Here is a 20,893-nt window from a genome sequence, read left to right on the forward strand (position 1 = left end):
CTTCGAGCTGTTCGAGGTCAGTTGTCGAGGATGTCGGCGACATAGCGTGCCACTGCACGCACCGCCGCCATGGTCGAGGGGTAATCCATGCGGGTCGGGCCGAGCACTCCCAGGCTCGCGAAGCTGCCCGCGTCGTATGCCGTGCTCACGACAGAGGTCCCGCTGAGGCCGCTGATGGAATTCTCGGTGCCGATCCGGACAGCGACACCGTCGGTCGGGTCGCCACCCGCCTGGGTCAACAACCGCAGCAGCACCATGTGTTCCTCAAGGGCATCGAGCAACGGCCCCAGGGACATCGCGAAGTCGCTTGACCGGACCAGGTTGGCCGTGCCACCGAGAACCACGCGGTCCTCCCGCTCCTCGGCGAACGCCGCCGCAACCGCGTCGATGACCACCGGCCGGGCATCCGTGACATCGTCGACCAGCTGCGCCGACCACTCGCGCAACGCTCCCGCTGCGACAGCGCGACGCAGGCCGACACTCTTGTCGTTGAGCCCCGACCGCAGCTGCTGGATCAGCTCATCGGCCTCGACCTCGGTCAGCGACCGGTCGAGCTCGACGACCCGCTGGTCGACCTGACCGGTGGACAGGATCACCACGAGAGTCAGGCGGTCGGCCGAGCGCGGCACCAGCTCGACGTGGCGCACCAGCGCAGCGTTGAGCGACGGATATTGAACGACGGCCGCCTGCCCGGTCAACGTGGACAGCAGGCGGACCGTGCGCGAAATCACGTCGTCCAGGTCGACCGATCGGACCAGAAACGTCTCGATGGCAGTGCGCTCGGCGCGCGACAGCGGCTTGATCTGGCTGAGCTTGTCGACATACAGCCGGTAGCCGGCGTCTGTCGGGATGCGTCCGGCCGAAGTGTGCGGCGCCGCGATCAGGCCGTCCTCCTCGAGGACGGCCATGTCGTTGCGCACGGTCGCGGCGCTGACACCGAGGTGGTGCCGGTCGAGCAGGGCCTTGGAACCGACTGGCTCGGAGGTCGACACGTAGTCCTGCACGATCGCGCGCAGCACCTGCAGCCTGCGTTCGTCGCTCATGTCCACCTCCCTGCATCGTCCGCGCGCTGGCACTCAAGTATGTCGAGTGCCAAGTCTACTTGCCTCCAACCACGAGGCCGAATCCCCGACTAGTCTTCCCGACCTCATCCTCCGCGACTTCACGAGTGATGCCGACTACCCTTCGCGACGTGACCGACAGATATGGCGCCGATGTCCTCTCCGGTGATTGGCGCAAGCCGCCGCGGGGTCGCTCGGAGCAGGTACCGGCCGAGACCGGCCTGGTGGTCGAGGAAGTCCAGACCGGCTGGTGCGGCGCGGTCATCTCGGCCGAGAAGTCCGGCGGGCTGCGCGTGGTCCACCTGGAGGATCGGCACGGACGCAGCCGCGCCTTCCCGATGGGACCGGGGTTTCTCATCGACGGCAAACCCGTCGAGCTGACAGCGCCCACCTCGAAGGCCGACGCCGCGGCGTTGCAGGCGGCACGCAGCGCTGCGTCGAAGACCGCCAGCGGCTCCCGTGCCGTCGCCGATGCGCCCGCACGTGTCGCTCGCGGGTCACGGATCTTCGTCGAGGGCAAGCACGATGCCGAGCTCGTCGAGAAGGTATGGGGAGCCGACCTGCGTGTCGAAGGCGTCGTCGTCGAGCCGTTGCACGGTGTCGATGACCTGCGGTCTGTCATCCGGGATTTCGCGCCCACTCCGGATCGGCGGATGGGCGTCCTGGTCGATCACCTCGTCCCGGGCACCAAGGAGGCGCGGATCGTCGCCGACGCCCTCGCCATACCCGAGGCGCGGCGGGACGTGCTCGTGCTCGGCCACCCGTATGTCGATGTGTGGCAGTCGGTGCGGCCCGAGCGGCTCGGCTGGACGAAATGGCCGGTCATCCCCCGCGGCACCTCGTGGAAGCACGGCATCCTCGCAGCGCTCGACTGGCCGCACGAGACACAGGCTGACGTCGCGATGGGCTGGAGGCGCATCCTCGGCACTGTGCGCAGTTACACCGACCTGCAGCCCGAGTTGCTCGGCCGCGTGGAGGAACTCATCGACTTCGTGACGGCTCAGCATGAATGACGTCGGACTCAGCGCCGAGCTCGTGGCCGTGGTGCTGGCCGTGGACGACGGCCGGCCATGGGTGCTGGCGGCGGGACAACCGCCTGCCCTCCCGGCGGGCCCGTTGCGCGTCGAGGAGGAGTCGCTGCAGTCCGGCGTCCGCGAATTCGCCCGCGAACACAGCGGATTCGATCTTGGGTATGTCGAGCAGCTCTACACCTTCGCTGACCTCGGCCGCTCCAGTGACGACCGGCGCGTGGTGTCGATCTCCTACCTCGGGCTGGCCCGCGCACCGATCGCCGGCAGCGTGCGGCCGACCGACTGGTCGGCCCTCTACGACCTGCTGCCCTGGGAGGACCGCAGGCACCTTGGCGACTCTGGCGCCGATCGCCTCGGAGAGGAGATCGAGCGCGCACTGCGACGCTGGTCGGCCAACTCCGCGGAGCGGCTGGACCGCTGCCGATTCCTGTTCGCGTATGACGAACGGCCGTGGCGACCGGACCTCGCACTGCAGCGTTACGAGCTGCTCTGGGAGACGGGGCTTGTCGCCGAATCGCCTTCCGCTGCAAGGATATCCGCGCTCACAGCCGGCCCGATGCTGCATGACCACCGGCGCATCCTGGCCACCGGCCTCTCTCGCATTCGGGCCAAGCTGCAGTATCGGCCGGTGATCTTCGAGCTGATGCCGGAGACATTCACCCTGCTGGCGCTGCAAGAGACGGTCGAGGCCATCGCCGGCCAGCACGTGCACAAGCAGAACTTCCGCCGCGCGGTCGAGGTGCAGCACGAACTGGTTGAGCCCACCGGTGGCGTCTCGCACGAGACCGGCGGTCGCCCCGCCAAGCTCTACCGCTTCCGGGGCTCGGTCCGTGAAGAGCGCGCCCAGGTCGGCACCAAACTCCCACTCCCCGCTGAGCCTTCTGCTCCGACTGCTCGCAGGTCGTCGTCTCCGCGGCGTCCACTCTTCGGTCAGCCGATGTGGTCTTGGCCGTCACCTGCCATGGGACCCGATCAGTACCACGCCAGGATCGGTGTTATGCTCAGTTTCAGCATTTACTCATATTGAGCATTTCAAGGGAGTCGACAGTGAGCATCAGCGAGTTGTCCTACGACCACGCGGCGGCATACGAGACCGTGCAGCACGTGATCCCCGAGGTCGAGTGGGCGATGTATGCCGAAGACATCGAGGCGATCCAGCGACTGAAGCACGAGCAGGATGCCGTGATCCTGGCGCACAACTACATGACGCCCGAGGTGTTCCACGGCGTCGCCGACATCAAGGGCGACTCGCTGGCGCTGGCCCGAGAGGCCCAGACCGTCACAGCCGGCACGATCGTCCTCGCCGGTGTGCACTTCATGGCCGAGACCGCCAAGCTGCTCAACCCGAGCAAGCGCGTGCTGCTGCCTGACCTTCGCTCGGGCTGTTCGCTCGCGGAAAGCATTACGCCGCAAGACATTGCACAGCTTCGCAAAGAGCACCCGGGCGCTCCCGTGGTCACCTACGTCAACACCTCGGCGGCAGTGAAAGCCGCAAGCGACATCTGCTGCACTTCTGGCAACGCGGTTCAGATCATCAAGTCGCTCGGGGTCGACAAGGTCATCATGATCCCCGACCAGTACCTCGCCCGGAACATCGCCGCCCTGACCGGCGTCGAGGTCATCACACACCCGGGCGCGTGTGAGGTGCACGAGCGCTTCACGCCGCTGGACATCGTGCAGATCCGGCAGGGACACCCCGGAGTCACCGTGCTGGCCCACCCCGAGTGCCCGCCGGAGGTAGTCGCGGAGGCCGACTTCGCCGGCTCGACCGCGGACATGCAGCGGTATGTCGAGACTGAGCACCCCGCCAAGGTCGCGCTGATCACCGAGTGCTCGATGAGCGACAACATCGCCGCAGAGCACCCCGATCTGGAGTTCGTCCGCCCGTGCAACCTGTGCCCGCACATGAAGCGAAACACGTTGGGCGCCATACGAAATGCGCTGGAGACGGGCACCGTGGAGATCGAGGTCGACCCCACAGTCGCCGCAGCCGCCCGCCGCGCCATCGACCGCATGTTAGAGGTGCACTGATGAAGCAGAACCCCATCGTCATCGTCGGCTCCGGCCTCGCCGGACTCACCTGCGCCTGGGCGGCCACCGAGCCGTGCATCCTGGTCACGGCGGAGTCGCTCACCTCGGGCGCCGCGAGCATGTGGGCGCAGGGCGGCGTCGCAGCTGCAATCTCGCCGAACGACTCCACCCAGGATCACGCCGATGACACCTGGCGCGCCGGAGCATTCGCCGGCGATCGCGCCGTGATCGACCGGATCACCGCTGACGCACCCGGCGTCGTGCGCTTGCTGACCGAGCTCGACGTGCCGTTCGACCGCGCCGCCGACGGCAGCCTCGACCTGGCACTCGAAGGCGGCCACAGCCGACCGCGCGTTGCCCACGCCGGGGACCACAGCGGCGCCGCCATCACCGCCTGTATGGCGTCCGCAGTTCTGCACTCCCCACGATCGACGTGCGCGAAAACCATTCGCTGGTCGAGATTCTCACCGATGCACACGGCTCGGTGAGTGGTGTGATCGTGCGACGCGAAGACGGTGCGGCAGAGGCGATCGAGACCGAACGGGTGGTGCTCGCCACCGGCGGGCTCGGCGGTCTCTGGTCGCACACCACCAACCCGACAACCGCGCTCGGCCAGGGCGTGGCCCTCGCTGCCCGGATCGGTGCGCGCACCGACGACCTGCACCTGGTGCAGTTCCACCCCACCGCTCTCGACGTGCCGCGAGACCCGATGCCGCTGTTGACCGAGGCGTTGCGTGGCGCCGGCGCCACCCTGCTGGCCGACGGCACCCGGTTCGTCGAGGAGTTGCAGCCGCGTGACGTCGTGGCCGCCGCAGTCTGGGAGCAGCTCACCGCCGGCCGTACGGTCCGCCTGGACGCGCGCGAAATCCCTGACGTGACAACCAGATTCCCTGCCGTCGCCGGTCTTGCCGCCGCGTGCGGACTGGACATCGCGACGGACCTTCTGCCGGTCCGGCCGGCCCTGCACTACTCAATGGGGGCATCACCGTCGACCAGCACAGCCGCAGCTCGGTGCCGGGCCTTTGGGCCATCGGCGAGGTCTCCCGCACCGGCCTCCACGGCGCCAACCGACTCGCTTCCAACTCGCTGCTCGAGGCGGTTGTGACCGGCCGCGCCGCAGCGCAGGACGCGTGCAACTTGTCCGCCGACCGGTGGACCGACTCCATCCCGCCGGTCGACCGCGCGACGGTACTCCCCCGCGACGGCTCGGCAGCCATGCCGGTGCAGGACGTGCGCGCGCTGCTCGGCAGCGCGTGCGGCGTACTGCGCGACGGTGAGACCCTGGAGCGTGCTGTCGAGACGCTCGCCCCCCACACCGGTGACGACGTCGCGTATGTCGCCTGGCTCATCGCCCGCTCGGCGCTCACCCATCCCGTCAGCATTGGCGCGCACCGCCGCACCGATTCCGTTGCACCGCAAGGAGTTAGCGCATGACCACCACCCCGCCGGCCGGGAACGTCTTTTCGCCAGGGCTCGACCGCGTCGTGCAAACCGCGCTGACCGAAGACCTCGGTCTGGGTGGCGATCTCACCACCCGGTTGACCGTGCCGGAGGACGCCCTGGGCACGGCATACATCGTCAGCCGGGAGGAGGGAGTCCTCTCGGGCGGCGATGCCGCCACAGCCACTTTCCTGGCCGTCGACCCGTCCCTGCAGATCGAGTGGGCCAAGCAGGCGGGCGACAAGCTCGCGGCCGGTGACCTCGTTGCCACCGTCAGCGGTTCGGCACGGTCGGTGCTGACCGCCGAGCGCACTGCACTCAACCTTCTTGGCCATCTCACCGGAATCGCTTCTCGCACCAGCGTTTTCGTCGACCTCGTCGACGGGACGAAGGCACGCATCGTCGACACGCGCAAGACCACCCCAGGCCTGCGCGAGTTGGAGAAGCGCGCCGTGCTGCACGGTGGCGGCACCAACCACCGCTTCGGCCTGTATGACGCAATCCTGGTCAAGGACAACCACATCGGTCTGGGCGGTGGCCTGCTGCCCGTCCTGCAGCGGCTCGCAGCCGACAGCGGTCACCTCGTGCGGGTCGAGATCGAGGTCGACACCATCGAGCAACTCGACACATTGCTGGCGTTCGACGTCGAGCGCATCGAGCAGGGGCTGGCGCCCGTCGTACACGCGGTGCTGCTGGACAACATGGAGGCATGGCAGGTCGCCACGGGTGTGTCCCACATCCGGCGTCACCCGGCGCCGCTGATCACCGAAGTCTCCGGAGGCGTCGACGAGGAGACCGTGCAGGAACTCGCCCGCGCAGGCGCTGACGCGATCTCGATCGGCGCCCTCACCCACAGCGTGACGTGTCACGACTTCGGATTGGACCTGCAGGTGTGACGCCCCCTGAGTCAGTGCACCCGTTCAGCATCAGGTGAGTACCAGCCACTGGTGCCCGTCGATGAGTTCGCGCGCGGCGTCCAGTTGGCCCGCGTGCGAGGCGGTTTCGACGATCACATGCAAGACCGCTTCGCCCACCGATGCCAATCGCCAGTCGCCGAACTGGTCGGCCGGCCACCACGCCGGAGGTGCGCCGAAGTCCGCGTCCGCAAGGACACGATCCGCCCTCGCGCACTCGTCGTGGTAGGCCGTGAGCACGGCGTCCGGCGGCACGTCCGGCGGGACGTGCCAGGCGTTCGACGGCGCGTCGAACTGCGCGATCGCGGCCGGGTCGCCCGCCGCCACGGCGCTGAACCAGAGCCGCTCCACGTCGACTGTGAGGTGATTCACCAGCCCCAGCATGTTCCACCCGCTGGGCAATACGGCACGCCGCAGGTCTGCCGGACCGAGTCCATCGACCGCCTCGAGCACGTGGTCCCGTGCGTCCTGCAGCGCCGCGAGGGTCGTTGCCTTCAAACCCGTGTCAGTCACTCCATACCCCGTCCCATGTCCACGAGCCCATCCTCCTACCGCGGGCCGAGTCCGGTGCGTTCGTCGAGGAGTTCGCGCGCGATGTCCAGATGACCCGCGTGCCGGGCGGTCTCCTCGATCATGTGCAACACGATGGTTCGCACACTGGTGGCGAGCTCGGTGTGCTCCGGGACGACGGGGCCGCGCGGCGCGTCATCCAGCGAGACCGAGGCGAGCGCCTCGTCCGACTCGGCGCACTGCGCACGGTAGGCGGCAAGCACCTCGGCGACCGGCTCGTCGGTGCGGAACCCCTCATCCGGATCCTCGTCGTCCGGCTCGTCCTCGCCGTCGTCGTCGGGCACCCGGCCGGCCAACACGATCTGGAACCAGTACATCTCGGCTCCACCCAGATGCCAGATCAGCCCGATCGGCGACCACCCCGACGGCACCACCGGCGTCCGCATGGCCACGTCGTCCAGGCCATCCACGATCGCGAGCACCGCCGCACGCTGCTCGTGCAGATATGTCGTCAGCGTCGCCTTCTCGACATCCGCACCGACCTCGACAGTTGTGTTCATGCTTCAGCTCCTTCTGCGGGTCCCGTGGCCCGTCGCTCGTGTTCCGGAAATGGCAGTTGATTCAGGACTCGCAACGCAAACGCAGAACAAGCCTCATGAGTGAGACGTCGCGTTCGCGGCATACTCATCGGGGTGAGCGAAACTTCTTCCCGGGAACCCTCGGTCACGGGGTCATCCGGCGCCGACGGCGACCTCGCGCTGGCCCGCCGGGGCGACCGTGCGGCATACGACCGCCTCGTGCGACCGCTGCTTCCCGAGCTCCACGCGCACTGCTACCGAATGCTCGCCGCGTCCCACGACGCCGACGACGCGCTGCAGGACGCGCTGGTCAAGACATGGCGTGGCCTGGGCGACTTCGAGGGCCGCAGTACGCTGCGGACCTGGCTCTACACGGTGGCCACGCGCTCGTGCATCGACCTCGCCCGTGCCCGTGGCCGGCGGGCGATGCCCGTCGATCTCGGACCGGCCAGTGCCCGGGCGGTGGTCGACGATGCACCGAGCGGTGACGTCGCCTGGCTCGGTCCGTATGTCGGTCACGCGCGGCAGGGCACAACATCGCCCGCAGCACGCTACGAGGAACGGGAGGCGGTGGAGCTCGCCTTCGTTGCGGCACTCCAGCACCTACCGGGAAATCAACGTGCCGCGCTCCTGCTCTTCGACGTGCTCGGCTTCCCCGCCGAGGAAATCGCGACGATGATGCGCACCACGACGACATCGGTCAACAGTGCGCTGCAGCGAGCCCGGGCGACGGTCACTCGACGAGTACCAGACCCGTCGCAGCAGGCCACCGCCCGGCGTATCGGTGATCGGCAGCTGAATGCGGTCGTCCAACGCTTCACCACGGCACTTGAGCACCGCGACACCGACGCGCTCATCGACCTGGTGACCGAGGACGTCACCTGGGCGATGCCACCGATGCCCCACTGGTATGCCGGACTGACGGCAGTCGGCGACTTCGCCGCGCAGGTGCCGATGGGCAACTGCGGAAGCTGGCGGACCCTGCCCACGAGCGTGAACGCGCAGCCGGCGGTCGCCTGTTACCTGCGCCCGGACGGTGCTCCCTCACATGGAGCGTGGGCCATCACCGTCCTCACCCTCCGTGACGCTCGGATCTCGGGCATCACGTCCTTCCTCGGTGTCGAGCACTTCACCGCACTCGACCTGCCGGCGGAGCTGCCACCGATCGGTCAGTAGCCCAGTAGGACGCGGACCACCGTGTCGGCGAGCAGGCGACCGCGCAGCGTCAGCCGGGCCGCGGGACGCTCCCACCGGACGGCAGCAGCGCCGTCGAGCAGACCGTCCGCGATGAGCCCGGCGACGGCAGCCCGACCGGGCGCGTGAAGTGCATCGAGCGGCAGGCCCTCGGTCAGCCGTATGCCGAGCAAGACCTTCTCGTCATACCGCTGCTCGGCAGTGAGCAGCTCGCGACCTGCGCCGGGCGAGGTGCCCGCCATGACCCGATCCGCATAGGGCGCAGGGTGTTTCACGTTCCACCAGCGGACCCCTCCGACATGGCTGTGTGCGCCGGGGCCGACACCCCACCAGTGGTCCCCGCGCCAGTAGAGCTCGTTGTGTCGGCACCGGGCGTCGGGTCGCCGCGCCCAGTTGCTGATCTCGTACCAGTCGAAACCCGCTGCGGACAGGACCGATTCGGCGATTTCGTACTTCGTCGCCTCGTCGTCGTCCTCCGGCATCTCGACCAGGCCGCGGCGTACCTGCGTGGCAAGCTTGGTGCCCTGCTCGACGACGAGTGCGTAGGCACTGATGTGGTCCGGTTCCAACTCGACGGCGGCGTCGAGGCTGCGCCGCCAATCGTCCGTGCTCTCCCCCGGCGTGCCGTAGATGAGATCCAGACTCACCTGCATGCCTGCCTCGCGCACCGCGCGCACCGCGGTTGCGACCCCGGCGGGGTCATGGGTTCGTTCCAGAGTCGCGAGAACATGCGGGACGGCCGACTGCATGCCGAGGCTGACCCGGTTGAAGCCTCCGGCAGCGAGCGCCGCCGCGACCTGAGGATCCACAGTGTCCGGGTTTGCTTCGGTCGTGACTTCGGCGTCATCCGTCAGACCGAAGCCGGAGCGAACCTCACCCAGCATGCGCACCAGATCACCGGCGCGCAGCATCGTCGGTGTGCCACCGCCGACGAAGACAGTGCTGACTGCGGGCGTGGCGTCACCCAGCACATGTCGTGCCAGGTTCAGCTCGGCGACAACCGCATCGGCATACGTCGAGATGCCGGCGCCGTGACCGCCGAGTTCACTGACGGTGTAGGTGTTGAAATCGCAGTAACCGCAACGCACCGAGCAGAACGGCACATGCAGGTAGATGCCCAGTTGCCGCTCCGCGAGCCCGGTGAGAGCCGTTGCAGGCAGCGAACCATCGGACGGGACGGGTTCTCCGTCGGGCAGGGCTGAGGGCACCGCACCATCGTAGGTCCGCAGAACTCGGAGCCGCTCCGAACCCGGACGCCTCCCCGAGGACCGGCGACCGGTATGAATGACCCATGAGCCTCTTCCTCACCGTCGATGCGGGTGGCACCTCCACACGCGCGCTCGTCCACGACGCCGAGGGCACGTGCTCCGGGTATGCCGTCGCCGGCGGCGGCAATCCGACCGCTTCCGGTGTGGAAAGCGTTGCGAATGCTATGCGTTCGGCAGCTACCGAGGCATTGGGCCAGGCTGGCGCGGGGCCCGGCGAGATCGGTCACGCCCTCGCCGCCATGGCCGGCTCCGCGGTCGGTCTGACCGGGGTCGAGCGTGGCCTGCAACAACTCGGTGTCGGTGCGACCCTGCACCTGGGCAGCGACCTGGAGGCGATGTTCTTCGCGGGCACGGCGCAGCTCAGTGGTGCCGCCCTGGTCTCCGGCACCGGGGCCGCGGCGATCGTCGTCCACGACGGCGTGACTACAGCCCGCGGCGACGGCCGCGGTTGGCTGCTCGGCGACGACGGATCCGGCTACTGGATCGCCCGCCGCGTCGTGCGTGCGGTCACCGCGGACCTCGACGGCCGTGGCCCGCAGACCTCCCTCACCGATGTGTTGCTTCCCGCCGCCGGTGTCACCGGCGACCGAGCCGCCGACAAGGACGTGCTGCTCGACCAACTCGTGGCGAACCTCTACGCGATCCCGACGCCCGGCATCGCACGCTTTGCACCGCTGGCCTTCGATCACGCCGACATCGACGACGTCGCTCGATCGATCGTCGACGACGCCGGCGTCTGTCTCGCGGACACCGTGACCGCCCTCCCCTCTGCCGACCGCGATGCGCCGCTGGTAGTCGGCGGCAGCGTGCTCTTCCACCAGGAGGGTTTGCGCACCACCGTCACCGGGCTGCTGCGCGAACGCGGGTGGGGCGGACCCGTCCTACCCATGGCAGACGGGACACTCGGTGCGGTCTGCATGAACCTGCGTTCCGCCGGCGTCACGGTCGATGCCGAGCTGCATAAGCATGCCCGGATCTCGTTGGCCGCCATACGTTCTCGCAGCTGATCGACCGCACCCTCAGAGCGTGCCGGTCACAGCCTGCAGACCGAGGCTGGCGAGCGATACGCACACCCACAACATCGCGCCGAGGGCGAGCGGGCGAGCGCCGGCTGCACGGAGCGCAGCGGGCCGCAGGCCCACTCCGATCGCAGCGAGGGCGACGGTGATCAGGAACGTTCCGGCGAAGGTCAATCCGTCGTGCCACGCCGTGGGGATCGCCCCGATCGAGTTGAGCGCCGCGGCGACCAGGAAGCCGATGAGGAAGGCCGGCACCACCTTGCGCCACGGGATCTTCGCCCGCTCACCGTTGTTCGCGGCTTCGCGACGTGCCGTCACGAACGCGAGCACGACGACGATCGGGATGATCATCAGCGAGCGGGTCAGCTTGACCACGATCGCGTACGGCCCCGCGCCGTCGCCGAAGCTGTATGCCGCAGCGACCACTGACGATGTGTCGTTGACCGCCGTCCCGCTCCACAGCCCGAAGGAGTGGCCCGTCATGCCGATCAGGTGCCCGATCGGCGGAAACAGCAGCACCGCAAGGATGTTGAACGTGAAGATGGTGCCGATGGCGTAGGCGACATTCGACTGCTTCGGGCGTATGACGGCCGTCGTCGCGGCGATGGCAGAGGCGCCACAGATACCCGTGCCTACCCCGATGAGGGTGGCCAACTCACCGTTGATGCCGAGCAAGCGTCCGAACACGAACGCCCCGCCGATCGCGACGGCGAACGTCCCGAGCATCACCGGCAACGAGTCACCACCGACGTGCACCACCTGCGAAAGCGACAGTCCGGTCCCCAGGACGACGATCGACAACTGCAGGACGCCCGTTCCCGCGAAGGCCACACCCGGGGCGAAGCGACGGTCACCGTGCAGCGCCGGGATGGCGCTTCCGGCGATGATGCCGATGACGATCCCGAAGACCGGACCGCCGATGACGGGGGCAAAATGACCGAGCAGCGTTGCGACACAAGCGATGACGACCGCGACAGCGAGCCCGGGCAGATAAGCGGATCGAGACCCGCCTCCCTCGCTGGTCGAGTGCCGCGAGGGACGAGCGGCGTATCGAGACCCGTCATCCTTGCGGGTCGAGTGCCGCGAGGGACGAGCGGCGTATCGAGACCGACCCTGAGATTTCACCGTCATTGCCACTCTTCAAGGTTCAGCCACCATCCATCGAAGCGGTAGCCGTCATATCTCCATGCCGGGTATATCCTCCGCATATGACGAACTGGCCGGACTTGAGCGCGCTCGAGCTGCTCGTTGCGGTCGCCGATCACGGCAGCCTGTCGGCCGGCGCCCGTGCCACCGGTGTCGCTCAGCCCAATGCGAGCCGATCGATCGCCCGGCTGGAACGCCACCTCGAGGTGACCCTGCTGCACCGCTCGACGCACGGGTCGACGCTGACCGACTCCGGCCTGCTGGTCGTCGAATGGTCCAGGAACGTCATACAAGCGGCTCGCGAATTGTCAGAAGGCGCAAGGTCGCTCGCCACCGATAGCGCGGAGTCGATCGTCGTCGCGGCGAGTCAGACTGTCGCCGAGCACCTCTTGCCCTCGTGGCTCGGAGCCTTGCGCGAAACGCATCCGGAGGTGCGCGTCGAGGTCCACGTGCACAACACACACGACGTCCTCGACGACTTGCACGAGGCCAGGTGCGACCTCGGGTTCATCGAAGGCCCGCGCCCACCTCGCGGGGTGAACCACCTGGTGGTCGCTCACGATGAGCTGGTTCTCGTCGTGCCTCCGCAGCACAGGTGGGCCCGCCGGCGATCCCCAGTGACGGAGCTGGAATTACGCGAAACCCCGCTGGTGATGCGCGAACCCGGCTCTGGCACGCGCGTCGCGCTCGACGAAGCCCTCGGCGCGCCGGCCCGACCGATGGTCGAGCTCGCGAGCAACGCAGCGGTGCGAGTCAGCGTTCTGTCGGGCACCGCGCCGGCTGTGCTGAGCCGCCTCGCGGTGTCCGACGCGCTCGCCACCGGCACCTTGTGCGAGGTTCGCACCACGCTCGGCCTGCGTCGGCAGCTGCGCGCGGTGTGGACCGGGCCCCGCCGCTTACGTGGCGCCCCCGCGGAACTCGTCGCAATTGCCAAGCGCAGCTGACGGTCAGCGACGGTTCTCGGTCACCCATAGCGGTATGACGCCCTTGACCACCTCGGTGCCGTCAGCGAGTTTCCCGGTCACCCGCACCCGCACCTCGTGCGGTGTCGGCTGGTCCCAGTCGGCCGGATCCGTCTCGGCGATGCAGTCAACCGCACTGGGCACCTTGGTGATGTAGTCGAGCTGAATCCCCTTGGGAATCCAGCGAGTCCCGGGCTTGACGGACGCCTCGGCGAGCAGTCCCATCGCCGCTTCCATACCGTTGGCCACCGCAATAGCGTGGATCGTGCCGATGTGGTTCTGCACGCCTCGCCACTTACGGATGCGCACCACCCCGCGATTGGGTGCCATCTCACGGACCTGTGGCTGCACGGTTGCGAAGTATGGCGCTCGCGCCATGAAGCCCAGGGCGAAGAGCTGCCGTCCGAACGGCTTGGCGGTCAAGCGCTGATAGAGCTGGTACGTCGAGGTCATGAAGCTATGTTACTGACTGGTAGGGCGGCGCGTCCCGACCACGTCCCGCACGACGCGGTCCACCCGAAGCCCCTTGCGCTCGAAACGGGTCTCGACGCGCCCCTCGAAACGCGGTGCGAAGCCGCCATGGTCGCCGCGCGGATCGACCTCGACATCACCCGGGTCGGCCAGTCGTCCGGCATACGGATTGACCAGCCCGGCACACCCCTCGACCACGTCCCGGATCTGCCACGCGTAGTCGGCCCAGTCAGTGGCAAGCCGCCAATTGCCTTCCGGCTCCAGCAGATCGGCGACCTTGTCGGCGAAGTCCGGTTGCACGAGCCGGCGCTTGTGATGCTTGGACTTCGGCCACGGATCGGGGAAGAAGGTCCACACCTCCCGCACGCTCCCAGCCCCCAGCATGCTGGGCAGCGCTTGGGCGGCGTCGGCGCAGATCAACCGCACGTTGTCGACACCCTCGTGGACGCATTTCGCGATCGTCTGGGCCACTCCCGGAACCCAGACCTCGATCGCCAGGAAGTTCCAGTCCGGGTGCTGCTTCGCGGCGTGCACCACACAGTCGCCGCCACCGGAGCCGATCTCGACGACCAGCGGCGCCGTCCGGCCGAAGGCCGCTGCCACGTCGAGCCGGAAGTCGGGCTCCACGGTCGTGCCCTCGCCAACCATCGGGACGTCCAGCAGGTATGCCGGGCCGTGATCAGCCAGCGCGCGGTGATGCCGCTCGGCCATCCGGCCGCCGCGACGCGTGAACGACCGAGTCCTCGCCAGATGAGTCGAAGCAGACAAAGACGCCGAATCCTGTTGCGGCACTTACTTCTTCGCTTTCTCCACGGCGCCGGTGTCCTGCGACAGCGCGGCGATGAAGGCCTCCTGCGGGACCTCGACGGAGCCGACCATCTTCATCCGCTTCTTGCCTTCCTTCTGCTTCTCCAGCAGCTTGCGCTTACGGCTGATGTCGCCGCCGTAGCACTTGGCCAGCACGTCCTTGCGGATGGCGCGGATGTTTTCCCGGGCGATCACCCGCGTGCCGATGGCGGCCTGGATCGGCACCTCGAACTGCTGCCGCGGGATGAGTTCCTTCAACTTGGTCGCCATCGACACGCCATACGCATAGGCCTTGTCGCGGTGCACGATGTTGGAGAACGCGTCGACCTTGTCGCCCTGCAGCAGCACGTCGACCTTGACCAGGTCGGCCTCCTGCTCGCCGTCGGGTTCGTAGTCGAGAGAGGCATATCCGCGGGTCTTGGACTTCAATGCGTCGAAGAAGTCGAAGACGATCTCGGCGAGCGGCAGCGTGTAGCGCATCTCCACTCGCTCGGGCGACAGGTAGTCCATCCCACGCAGCGTCCCGCGCCGCGACTGGCACAGCTCCATGACCGCGCCGATGAACTCGCTGGGCGCCAGGATCGTGCCGCGCACCACCGGCTCGGTGATGGCCGAGACCTTGCCGTCGGGGAACTCACTGGGGTTGGTCACCGTGACCGTCTGCCCGTCGTCGAGCCGCACGTCATAGACCACGCTCGGCAGGGTCGAGATCAGATCGAGGTCGAACTCGCGCTCCAGTCGCTCGCGGACGATCTCCAGGTGCAGCATGCCCAGGAAGCCGATCCGGAACCCGAAGCCGAGTGCCACCGACGTCTCCGGCTCGTAGACCAGTGCCGCATCGTTGAGTTTCAGCTTGTCCAGGGCATCTCGCAGGATCGGGTAGTCCGAGCCGTCGATGGGATAGAGGCCGGAGTAGACCATCGGTTTCGGGTCGCGGTAACCCCCCAATGCGGTGGTCGCGCCACGGCGGGCCGTGGTGACCGTGTCACCGACACGGGACTGGCGCACATCCTTCACACCGGTGATGAGGTAGCCGACCTCACCCACGCCGAGACCGTCAGACGGCTTCGGCTCCGGTGAGCTGACACCGATCTCGAGCAGTTCGTGTATGGCGCCGGTCGACATCATCTCGATGCGTTCGCGAGGGCTCAACGACCCGTCGATGACACGCACGTAGGTCACCACACCGCGGTAGGTGTCGTAGACCGAGTCGAAGATCATCGCCCGTGCCGGAGCGTCGGCATCACCCTGCGGTGCCGGGAGCTGCCGGACGATCTCGTCCAGCAGGGGTTCGACGCCCACGCCGGTCTTGCCCGAAACCTGCAGCACCTCGGACGGGTCGCACCCGATGAGGCCCGCGAGCTCCTCGGCATACTTCTCTGGCTGAGCCGACGGCAGGTCGATCTTGTTGAGCACCGGGACGATCGTCAGGTCGTTCTCCATGGCGAGGTAGAGGTTCGCCAGGGTCTGCGCCTCGATGCCCTGTGCCGCGTCGACCAGCAGGACGGCGCCTTCGCAGGCCGCCAGCGAGCGCGACACCTCATAGGTGAAGTCGACGTGTCCGGGTGTGTCGATCATGTTGAGGCAGTAGGTGGTTCCGTCCGCCTCCCACGGCATACGGACCGCCTGGCTCTTGATCGTGATGCCACGCTCCCGCTCGATGTCCATCCGGTCGAGGTACTGCGCACGCATCGCCCGCTGGTCCACGACGCCGGTGATCTGCAGCATCCGATCGGCCAGCGTGGACTTGCCGTGGTCGATGTGCGCGATGATGCAGAAATTCCGGATCAGGTCCGGTGGCGTTGCGGCGGGCGGCAGCGCCTGACGAGCCATGGGTGACAACGGGGCTTACCTCGAAAACGGCGGGAGTAGGTGACTTGCCACAGTCTCCCATGGCAGGCGCCCTCGTCCGAACTCAGCAGATCACCGGCAGGCGGACGAGTTTCATTTCTCCCGGCGCGCGAGCAGTGCACTGACGCCGGCGATCGCGATGCCGGCGACAGCCAGCATGGCGCCGACCCGGCTGGGCCACTCGTAGCCGAGGCCGTGGGAGAGCACGACGCTGCCCAGCCACGCACCCAGCGCGTTGGCGATGTTCAGCGTCGAGTGGTTCAACGCGGCCGCCAGCGACTGCCCTTTGTTCGCAACATCCATCAGTCGGGTCTGCAGCAACGGCACGAGCACGGAGGGTAGGAGACCGAGCAGGAAGACAGCCAGCACCGCGGTCGGCCGGGCCTGGGCCAGCACGCCGAAGACCGCCAGCAGCACCGCGATCGCCGCCAGCATCGCGATCATCCCGCGCAACATCCCGTATGCCGCGACACGTCCCGAGAGCATCGTGCCAAGCGTCATACCAACGCCATACGCGACCAGGATCAGGGGCACCGCGGCGTCCTGGAAGCCGGCCAGGTGCGTCATCGTCGGGGTGATGTAGGAGAAGGTCGCAAACATGCCGCCGAAACCGACGGTCCCGACACCGAGCGTCAGCCACACCTGCGGGCGCGCCAGCGCACTCAGCTCCGATCGTGCGGACGCCCCGGCGTCCGCCGACTGCATCGGCACCCAGGCAAGGACGGCCACCACCGTGACCAGCGCGACCACGCCGACGAAGACGTAGGGCCACTGCCAACCGAGGTGCTGTCCGAGCAGCGTCCCCAGTGGGACGCCCACGATGTTCGCTACGGTCAACCCGGCCAGCATCATCGCCACGGCCGATGTGCGCCGGTGCCGCGGCACGAGAGACGCGGCCACCACCGAACCGATTCCGAAGAAGGCGCCGTGCGGCAGTCCGCTGACGAAGCGCGCGACGAGCAGCAATGAGTAGTTGGGCGCGAGCGCCGAGCCGACGTTGCCCACCGCGAACGCCGCCATCAGTGCGACCAGGACGACTTTGCGGCGCACGCCGGCGGCAAGCATCGCGACCAGCGGTGCTCCGACCACAACCCCCAGCGCGTATGCCGAGACGACGTGACCAGCGGTCGGGATGCTGATGTGCACACCGTCAGCGATCTGCGGCAGCAGTCCCATCGTGACGAATTCCGTTGTCCCGATGGCGAAACCACCCAGCGCGAGGGCGAACAGCGCGACCCGCACGCGCAGCGCGGACAGCGGTGCGTCGCCATCGGCAGCGGGTCGGCGCGGGGCCAGCGAGGTTGTCACTGACCCAGGGTTCCGTGTCACGGCGGTTACTCGCGAGTAGATCGAGCCGACGTGACAGGACTCACCCGCCATTCGCGGTGTGAAGACGTCCAGCGGACAGCCACTTGCGTGGCCCGGTGAGGGCCGAAATGATCGTCGGGAGGGCGCACGCTAGGCTGCCCGTAGCGAGCCAGAGAATTCCGACATGCGAAAGTTTCACATCACATTGTGGAGGTTGTACCAATGTCCGACGAGACCACGCCGAAACTTCCGAACGGCGTGCAAGTCACTGGCCCGATCCAGCCGAGGTATGCCGAGATCCTCAGCACGACCGCGCTGGAGCTCATCGCCGAGCTGCATCGCGAGCTGAACCCCCGTCGCCTCGAGGCCCTCGAGGCCCGCAAGCAGCGCGTCGCCGACGTGGCGGCCGGCAACGATCTGGATTTCCTGGCCGAGACCCGCTCGGTCCGCGAGGACCCCGAGTGGAAGGTCGCCCCGCTGGCGCCCGGTCTGGAGGACCGCCGCGTCGAGATGACCGGCCCGACCGACCGCAAGATGACGATCAACGCGCTCAACTCCGGCGCCAGGGCATGGCTGGCCGACCAGGAGGACGCCAACACCCCGCTGTGGGAGAACGTCGTCGAGGGTCCGCTGAACCTCAAGGACGCGCTCGACGGCACGATCGACTTCACCAGCGCCGAAGGCAAGGAATACAAGCTCGTCGCGCCGGAGCAGCGGCCGACGATCATCGTGCGGCCTCGCGGCTGGCACATGCCGGAGAAGCACATCCTGGTCGACGGTGAGGAGACCTCCGGGTCGCTCGTCGACTTCGCGCTCTACTTCGCCGCGTGCGCGCAGAAGCAGATCGACGCCGGCAAGGGCCCCTACTTCTACCTGGCGAAGATGGAGAGCCACAAGGAGGCGCGTCTCTGGAACGACGCCTTCAAACTGGCGCAGGACCGGCTCGGCATACCGCAGGGCACCATCCGCGCGACCTGCCTGATCGAGACGCTGCCCGCCGCGTTCGAGATGGAAGAGATCCTCTACGAGCTGCGTGATCACTCCTCCGGCCTCAACGCCGGCCGCTGGGACTACCTCTTCTCGGTCATCAAGACCTACCGCACGCGAGGCGCGGATTACATTGTGCCGGACCGCAATTCGGTGGGTATGACGGTTCCGTTCATGAAGGCCTACACCCAGCTTCTGGTCAACACCTGCCACCGACGCGGTGCGTCCGCGATCGGCGGTATGGCGGCATTCATCCCGAGCAAGGACGAGTCGGTCAACAAGGCGGCCTACGAGAAGGTCACCGCCGACAAGTCCCGCGAGGCCGGTGACGGCTTCGACGGCTCGTGGGTGGCCCACCCGGCGATGGTCGAGACCTGCAAGGAGGTCTTCACCAAGGTGCTGGGCGACAAGCCCAACCAGATCGACAACGTGCCGGAGGCCAACGTGCAGGCGGCGCAGTTGCTCGACGTGAAGTCAACTCCGGGCGACGTCACCTCTGCCGGCCTGCGCAGCAACATCGACGTGGCACTGCAGTACCTCAAGTCCTGGCTCGCCGGTCGCGGCGCCGTCGGCATCTACAACCTGATGGAGGACGCCGCCACTGCCGAGATCAGCCGTTCGCAGATCTGGCAGCAGATCCAGAACGACGTGAAGCTCGCCGACACCGGCGAGCAGGTCACCGAGGCGCTGGTGCTGAAGCTGGTGGACGAGGTGATCGCCGATCTGCCTGGCGACGCGGCCGACTACGACGAAGCCAAGGCGACCTTCCTGCAGGTTGCCGTCGCGGACGACTACGCCGACTTCCTCACGCTCCCGGCATACGCACGCATGCCCTGATTTTGTATGACGAACAACCCAACACCGATCGCAGCTGTCACCGCACAGCTGCGGTCGGTGCTTGCGTCCGAGGCCGTCATCGACGACCCGACCCAACTGGCCACCTACGACTGCGACGGGCTGCTGCTCTATCGGGTGACCCCCGCTCTGGTGGTCCTTGCGCGCAGCGCCGACGACGTTCAACGCGCCGTGCGTGCCTGCGCCGAGCACGGCGTGCCGTTCGTGGCACGCGGGTCGGGCACCGGGCTGTCCGGCGGAGCACTCCCCACGCCGACGGTGTGCTGATCGTCATGAGTGGATTCCGTGAGATCAGAAGCGTTTCCGCGCGTGATCAGCGGGCCGTCGTCGACCCGGGTGTCATCAATCTCAACGTCTCGACGCGCACTCGCCCGGAGGGTTACTACTTCGCACCGGACCCCTCCAGCCAGCAGGTGTGCAGCATCGGCGGCAACGTCGCCGAGAACTCCGGTGGTGCGCACTGCCTGAAATACGGCTTCACCGTCACCCATGTCGTCGCGGCCGAGGTCGTCCTACCGGACGGCGAACGCACCACCCTCGGCAGCACTGCGCCAGACGCGCCGGGTTACGACGTGCTCGGCGCCTTCGTCGGCTCCGAGGGCACGCTCGGCATCGCGACCGAGGTCACCGTGCGACTGACCCGCTCTCCGGCCGCGGTCCAGACGTTCCTCGCGGGATTTGCCGACACCGACTCCGCGGGTGCGGCGGTCTCGGCGATCATCGGCGCGGGCATCGTGCCTGCGGCAATCGAGATGATGGATGCGCTGGCGATCGAGGCCGCCGAGGCCGCGGTCGCCTGCAACTACCCGCAGGGCGCGGGTGCGGTGCTGGTGGTCGAGTTGGACGGGCCCGAGCACGAGGTGTCGGTGGAACTGGCTGCCGCAGAGGCACACTGCCGCGACGCCGGGGCGTTCGAGATCCGGATCGCCGCCGATGATGAGGAACGCCAGGCCATTTGGCGCGGTCGGAAGTCAGCCTTCGCCGCCGTCGGCCGGATCAGCCCCGACTACATCGTGCAGGACGGCGTCATTCCGCGCACGGCGCTGCCGGAGGTGTTGCGGTCGATGACCGCCCTCGCTCGAGAGCGCGGTCTGCGGGTGGCCAACGTCTTCCACGCCGGTGACGGCAACTTGCATCCGCTGGTTCTTTTCGATGAGCGTGTGCCCGGTCAGGCGGCGGCCGCCGAGGAGACGTCCGGCGCCATACTCGACCTGTGCCTGGCGCACGGCGGCTCGATCACCGGCGAGCACGGTGTCGGCGCCGACAAGGCCAAGCACATGCCCAAGATGTTCACCGATGACGACCTGGACACCATGCAACTCGTACGCTGCGCCTTCGACCCGACGGGAATCTCCAACCCCGGCAAGGTCTTTCCCACTCCGCGCCTGTGCGGTGAGGTCCCGGGCAAGCGGCACGCCGCGCATCCGGTGCAGGCCGCCGGGCTGGGCGAGGTCTTCTGA

General features: G+C 67.8%; 20 protein-coding genes and 2 pseudogenes. 13 read left to right on the forward strand and 9 right to left on the reverse strand.

The window, feature by feature from the left end; translation table 11 throughout:
• Window positions 1–17: 17 nt before the first annotated feature.
• Window positions 18–1,043 carry a heat-inducible transcriptional repressor HrcA gene (hrcA, locus tag ACFQDH_RS20780; RefSeq protein ID WP_382404278.1) on the reverse strand — a complete coding sequence of 342 codons (1,026 nt, stop codon included), beginning with the start codon at window positions 1,041–1,043 and terminating at the stop codon, window positions 18–20.
• 149 nt (window positions 1,044–1,192) lie between these two features.
• Between hrcA and ACFQDH_RS20785 the strand changes: the two genes are divergently transcribed.
• The 7 genes and pseudogenes from ACFQDH_RS20785 (at window position 1,193) to nadC (ending at window position 6,459) form a co-directional block, all read left to right on the forward strand.
• Window positions 1,193–2,074 (forward strand): DUF3097 domain-containing protein, encoded by an 882-nt coding sequence (locus ACFQDH_RS20785; protein WP_382404279.1) that lies wholly within the window; start codon window positions 1,193–1,195, stop codon window positions 2,072–2,074.
• Window positions 2,067–3,119 carry an NUDIX hydrolase gene (locus ACFQDH_RS20790; RefSeq protein WP_382404280.1) on the forward strand — a complete coding sequence of 351 codons (1,053 nt, stop codon included), beginning with the start codon at window positions 2,067–2,069 and terminating at the stop codon, window positions 3,117–3,119. The genes ACFQDH_RS20785 and ACFQDH_RS20790 overlap by 8 nt, the downstream gene beginning before the upstream one ends.
• 20 nt (window positions 3,120–3,139) lie before the next feature.
• Complete coding sequence (gene nadA, locus ACFQDH_RS20795) at window positions 3,140–4,123, forward strand: quinolinate synthase NadA (RefSeq protein ID WP_382404281.1); 984 nt, start codon at window positions 3,140–3,142, stop codon at window positions 4,121–4,123.
• Complete coding sequence (locus ACFQDH_RS20800) at window positions 4,123–4,611, forward strand: FAD-binding protein (RefSeq protein ID WP_382404282.1); 489 nt, start codon at window positions 4,123–4,125, stop codon at window positions 4,609–4,611. The genes nadA and ACFQDH_RS20800 overlap by 1 nt, the downstream gene beginning before the upstream one ends.
• Window positions 4,506–5,152 (forward strand): annotated as a pseudogene (locus ACFQDH_RS20805) (FAD-binding protein); the annotation flags it as partial. The gene ACFQDH_RS20800 and the pseudogene ACFQDH_RS20805, both read left to right, overlap by 106 nt.
• A 72-nt stretch (window positions 5,153–5,224) precedes the next feature.
• Complete coding sequence (locus ACFQDH_RS20810; protein WP_382404948.1) at window positions 5,225–5,557, forward strand: hypothetical protein; 333 nt, start codon at window positions 5,225–5,227, stop codon at window positions 5,555–5,557.
• On the forward strand, window positions 5,554–6,459 hold the full coding sequence (nadC, locus tag ACFQDH_RS20815; protein WP_382404283.1) for a carboxylating nicotinate-nucleotide diphosphorylase: 906 nt from the start codon (window positions 5,554–5,556) through the stop codon (window positions 6,457–6,459). Before ACFQDH_RS20810 ends, nadC begins: the two co-directional genes overlap by 4 nt.
• A gap of 30 nt (window positions 6,460–6,489) precedes the next feature.
• Here the strand turns inward: nadC and ACFQDH_RS20820 are convergent, their stop codons facing one another.
• Window positions 6,490–6,990, reverse strand: a complete 501-nt coding sequence (locus tag ACFQDH_RS20820; protein ID WP_382404284.1) for a mycothiol transferase — start codon at window positions 6,988–6,990, stop codon at window positions 6,490–6,492.
• 35 nt (window positions 6,991–7,025) lie between these two features.
• Window positions 7,026–7,547, reverse strand: a complete 522-nt coding sequence (locus tag ACFQDH_RS20825; protein WP_382404286.1) for a DinB family protein — start codon at window positions 7,545–7,547, stop codon at window positions 7,026–7,028.
• 132 nt (window positions 7,548–7,679) lie between these two features.
• Between ACFQDH_RS20825 and ACFQDH_RS20830 the strand changes: the two genes are divergently transcribed.
• Window positions 7,680–8,741 (forward strand): sigma-70 family RNA polymerase sigma factor, encoded by a 1,062-nt coding sequence (locus tag ACFQDH_RS20830; protein ID WP_382404287.1) that lies wholly within the window; start codon window positions 7,680–7,682, stop codon window positions 8,739–8,741.
• On the opposite strand, the gene hemW is transcribed toward ACFQDH_RS20830, so the two are convergent.
• Window positions 8,735–9,967: a radical SAM family heme chaperone HemW gene (gene hemW, locus ACFQDH_RS20835; protein WP_382404288.1), complete on the reverse strand. Its 1,233-nt coding sequence runs from the start codon at window positions 9,965–9,967 to the stop codon at window positions 8,735–8,737. The genes ACFQDH_RS20830 and hemW overlap by 7 nt on opposite strands.
• A gap of 83 nt (window positions 9,968–10,050) precedes the next feature.
• Here hemW and ACFQDH_RS20840 point away from each other — a divergent pair, with 83 nt between their 5' ends.
• Window positions 10,051–11,034, forward strand: coding sequence for an N-acetylglucosamine kinase (locus ACFQDH_RS20840; RefSeq protein WP_382404289.1), 984 nt, complete (start codon window positions 10,051–10,053; stop codon window positions 11,032–11,034).
• 12 nt (window positions 11,035–11,046) lie between these two features.
• On the opposite strand, the gene ACFQDH_RS20845 is transcribed toward ACFQDH_RS20840, so the two are convergent.
• A complete protein-coding gene (locus ACFQDH_RS20845; RefSeq protein ID WP_382404290.1) occupies window positions 11,047–12,177 on the reverse strand; it encodes a YeiH family protein in 1,131 nt (376 codons plus the stop codon).
• 77 nt (window positions 12,178–12,254) lie between these two features.
• Between ACFQDH_RS20845 and ACFQDH_RS20850 the strand changes: the two genes are divergently transcribed.
• Window positions 12,255–13,136 (forward strand): LysR family transcriptional regulator, encoded by an 882-nt coding sequence (locus tag ACFQDH_RS20850; protein ID WP_382404291.1) that lies wholly within the window; start codon window positions 12,255–12,257, stop codon window positions 13,134–13,136.
• Window positions 13,137–13,139: 3 nt separating this feature from the next.
• Here the strand turns inward: ACFQDH_RS20850 and ACFQDH_RS20855 are convergent, their stop codons facing one another.
• From ACFQDH_RS20855 to ACFQDH_RS20870, 4 genes are all read right to left on the reverse strand, one after another.
• Window positions 13,140–13,607 (reverse strand): hotdog fold domain-containing protein, encoded by a 468-nt coding sequence (locus ACFQDH_RS20855; protein ID WP_382404292.1) that lies wholly within the window; start codon window positions 13,605–13,607, stop codon window positions 13,140–13,142.
• Window positions 13,608–13,616: 9 nt separating this feature from the next.
• Window positions 13,617–14,336 (reverse strand): tRNA (guanosine(46)-N7)-methyltransferase TrmB, encoded by a 720-nt coding sequence (gene trmB, locus ACFQDH_RS20860; protein WP_382404293.1) that lies wholly within the window; start codon window positions 14,334–14,336, stop codon window positions 13,617–13,619.
• Window positions 14,337–14,417: 81 nt separating this feature from the next.
• Complete coding sequence (lepA, locus tag ACFQDH_RS20865) at window positions 14,418–16,265, reverse strand: translation elongation factor 4 (protein ID WP_382404294.1); 1,848 nt, start codon at window positions 16,263–16,265, stop codon at window positions 14,418–14,420.
• A 111-nt stretch (window positions 16,266–16,376) separates the two neighbouring features.
• A complete protein-coding gene (locus tag ACFQDH_RS20870; RefSeq protein WP_382404295.1) occupies window positions 16,377–17,591 on the reverse strand; it encodes an MFS transporter in 1,215 nt (404 codons plus the stop codon).
• A gap of 222 nt (window positions 17,592–17,813) precedes the next feature.
• Between ACFQDH_RS20870 and aceB the strand changes: the two genes are divergently transcribed.
• The 3 genes and pseudogenes from aceB to ACFQDH_RS20885 all read left to right on the forward strand — a co-directional run bounded on the left by aceB (window position 17,814) and on the right by ACFQDH_RS20885 (window position 20,893).
• Complete coding sequence (gene aceB, locus ACFQDH_RS20875) at window positions 17,814–19,415, forward strand: malate synthase A (protein ID WP_382404296.1); 1,602 nt, start codon at window positions 17,814–17,816, stop codon at window positions 19,413–19,415.
• A gap of 6 nt (window positions 19,416–19,421) precedes the next feature.
• Window positions 19,422–19,912: pseudogene (locus ACFQDH_RS20880) on the forward strand (FAD-binding oxidoreductase); the annotation flags it as partial.
• 150 nt (window positions 19,913–20,062) lie between these two features.
• Window positions 20,063–20,893 (forward strand): FAD-linked oxidase C-terminal domain-containing protein, encoded by an 831-nt coding sequence (locus tag ACFQDH_RS20885; protein WP_382404921.1) that lies wholly within the window; start codon window positions 20,063–20,065, stop codon window positions 20,891–20,893.

Origin of the sequence: Flexivirga alba, assembly GCF_042661025.1 — a bacterium.
GTDB classification, from domain to species: Bacteria; Actinomycetota; Actinomycetes; order Actinomycetales; family Dermatophilaceae; genus Flexivirga; species Flexivirga alba.

Bases quoted from the DNA above. Each gene is read 5' to 3' on its own strand.
- hrcA (WP_382404278.1), bottom strand. From the start codon at position 1,043: ATGAGCGACGAACGCAGGCTGCAGGTGCTGCGCGCGATCGTGCAGGAC.
- ACFQDH_RS20790 (WP_382404280.1), top strand. From the start codon at position 2,067: ATGAATGACGTCGGACTCAGCGCCGAGCTCGTGGCCGTGGTGCTGGCC.
- ACFQDH_RS20800 (WP_382404282.1), top strand. From the start codon at position 4,123: ATGAAGCAGAACCCCATCGTCATCGTCGGCTCCGGCCTCGCCGGACTC.
- nadC (WP_382404283.1), top strand. From the start codon at position 5,554: ATGACCACCACCCCGCCGGCCGGGAACGTCTTTTCGCCAGGGCTCGAC.
- ACFQDH_RS20825 (WP_382404286.1), bottom strand. From the start codon at position 7,547: ATGAACACAACTGTCGAGGTCGGTGCGGATGTCGAGAAGGCGACGCTG.
- ACFQDH_RS20840 (WP_382404289.1), top strand. From the start codon at position 10,051: ATGAGCCTCTTCCTCACCGTCGATGCGGGTGGCACCTCCACACGCGCG.
- ACFQDH_RS20845 (WP_382404290.1), bottom strand. From the start codon at position 12,177: ATGACGGTGAAATCTCAGGGTCGGTCTCGATACGCCGCTCGTCCCTCG.
- ACFQDH_RS20850 (WP_382404291.1), top strand. From the start codon at position 12,255: ATGACGAACTGGCCGGACTTGAGCGCGCTCGAGCTGCTCGTTGCGGTC.
- ACFQDH_RS20855 (WP_382404292.1), bottom strand. From the start codon at position 13,607: ATGACCTCGACGTACCAGCTCTATCAGCGCTTGACCGCCAAGCCGTTC.
- trmB (WP_382404293.1), bottom strand. From the start codon at position 14,336: ATGGCCGAGCGGCATCACCGCGCGCTGGCTGATCACGGCCCGGCATAC.
- lepA (WP_382404294.1), bottom strand. From the start codon at position 16,265: ATGGCTCGTCAGGCGCTGCCGCCCGCCGCAACGCCACCGGACCTGATC.
- aceB (WP_382404296.1), top strand. From the start codon at position 17,814: ATGTCCGACGAGACCACGCCGAAACTTCCGAACGGCGTGCAAGTCACT.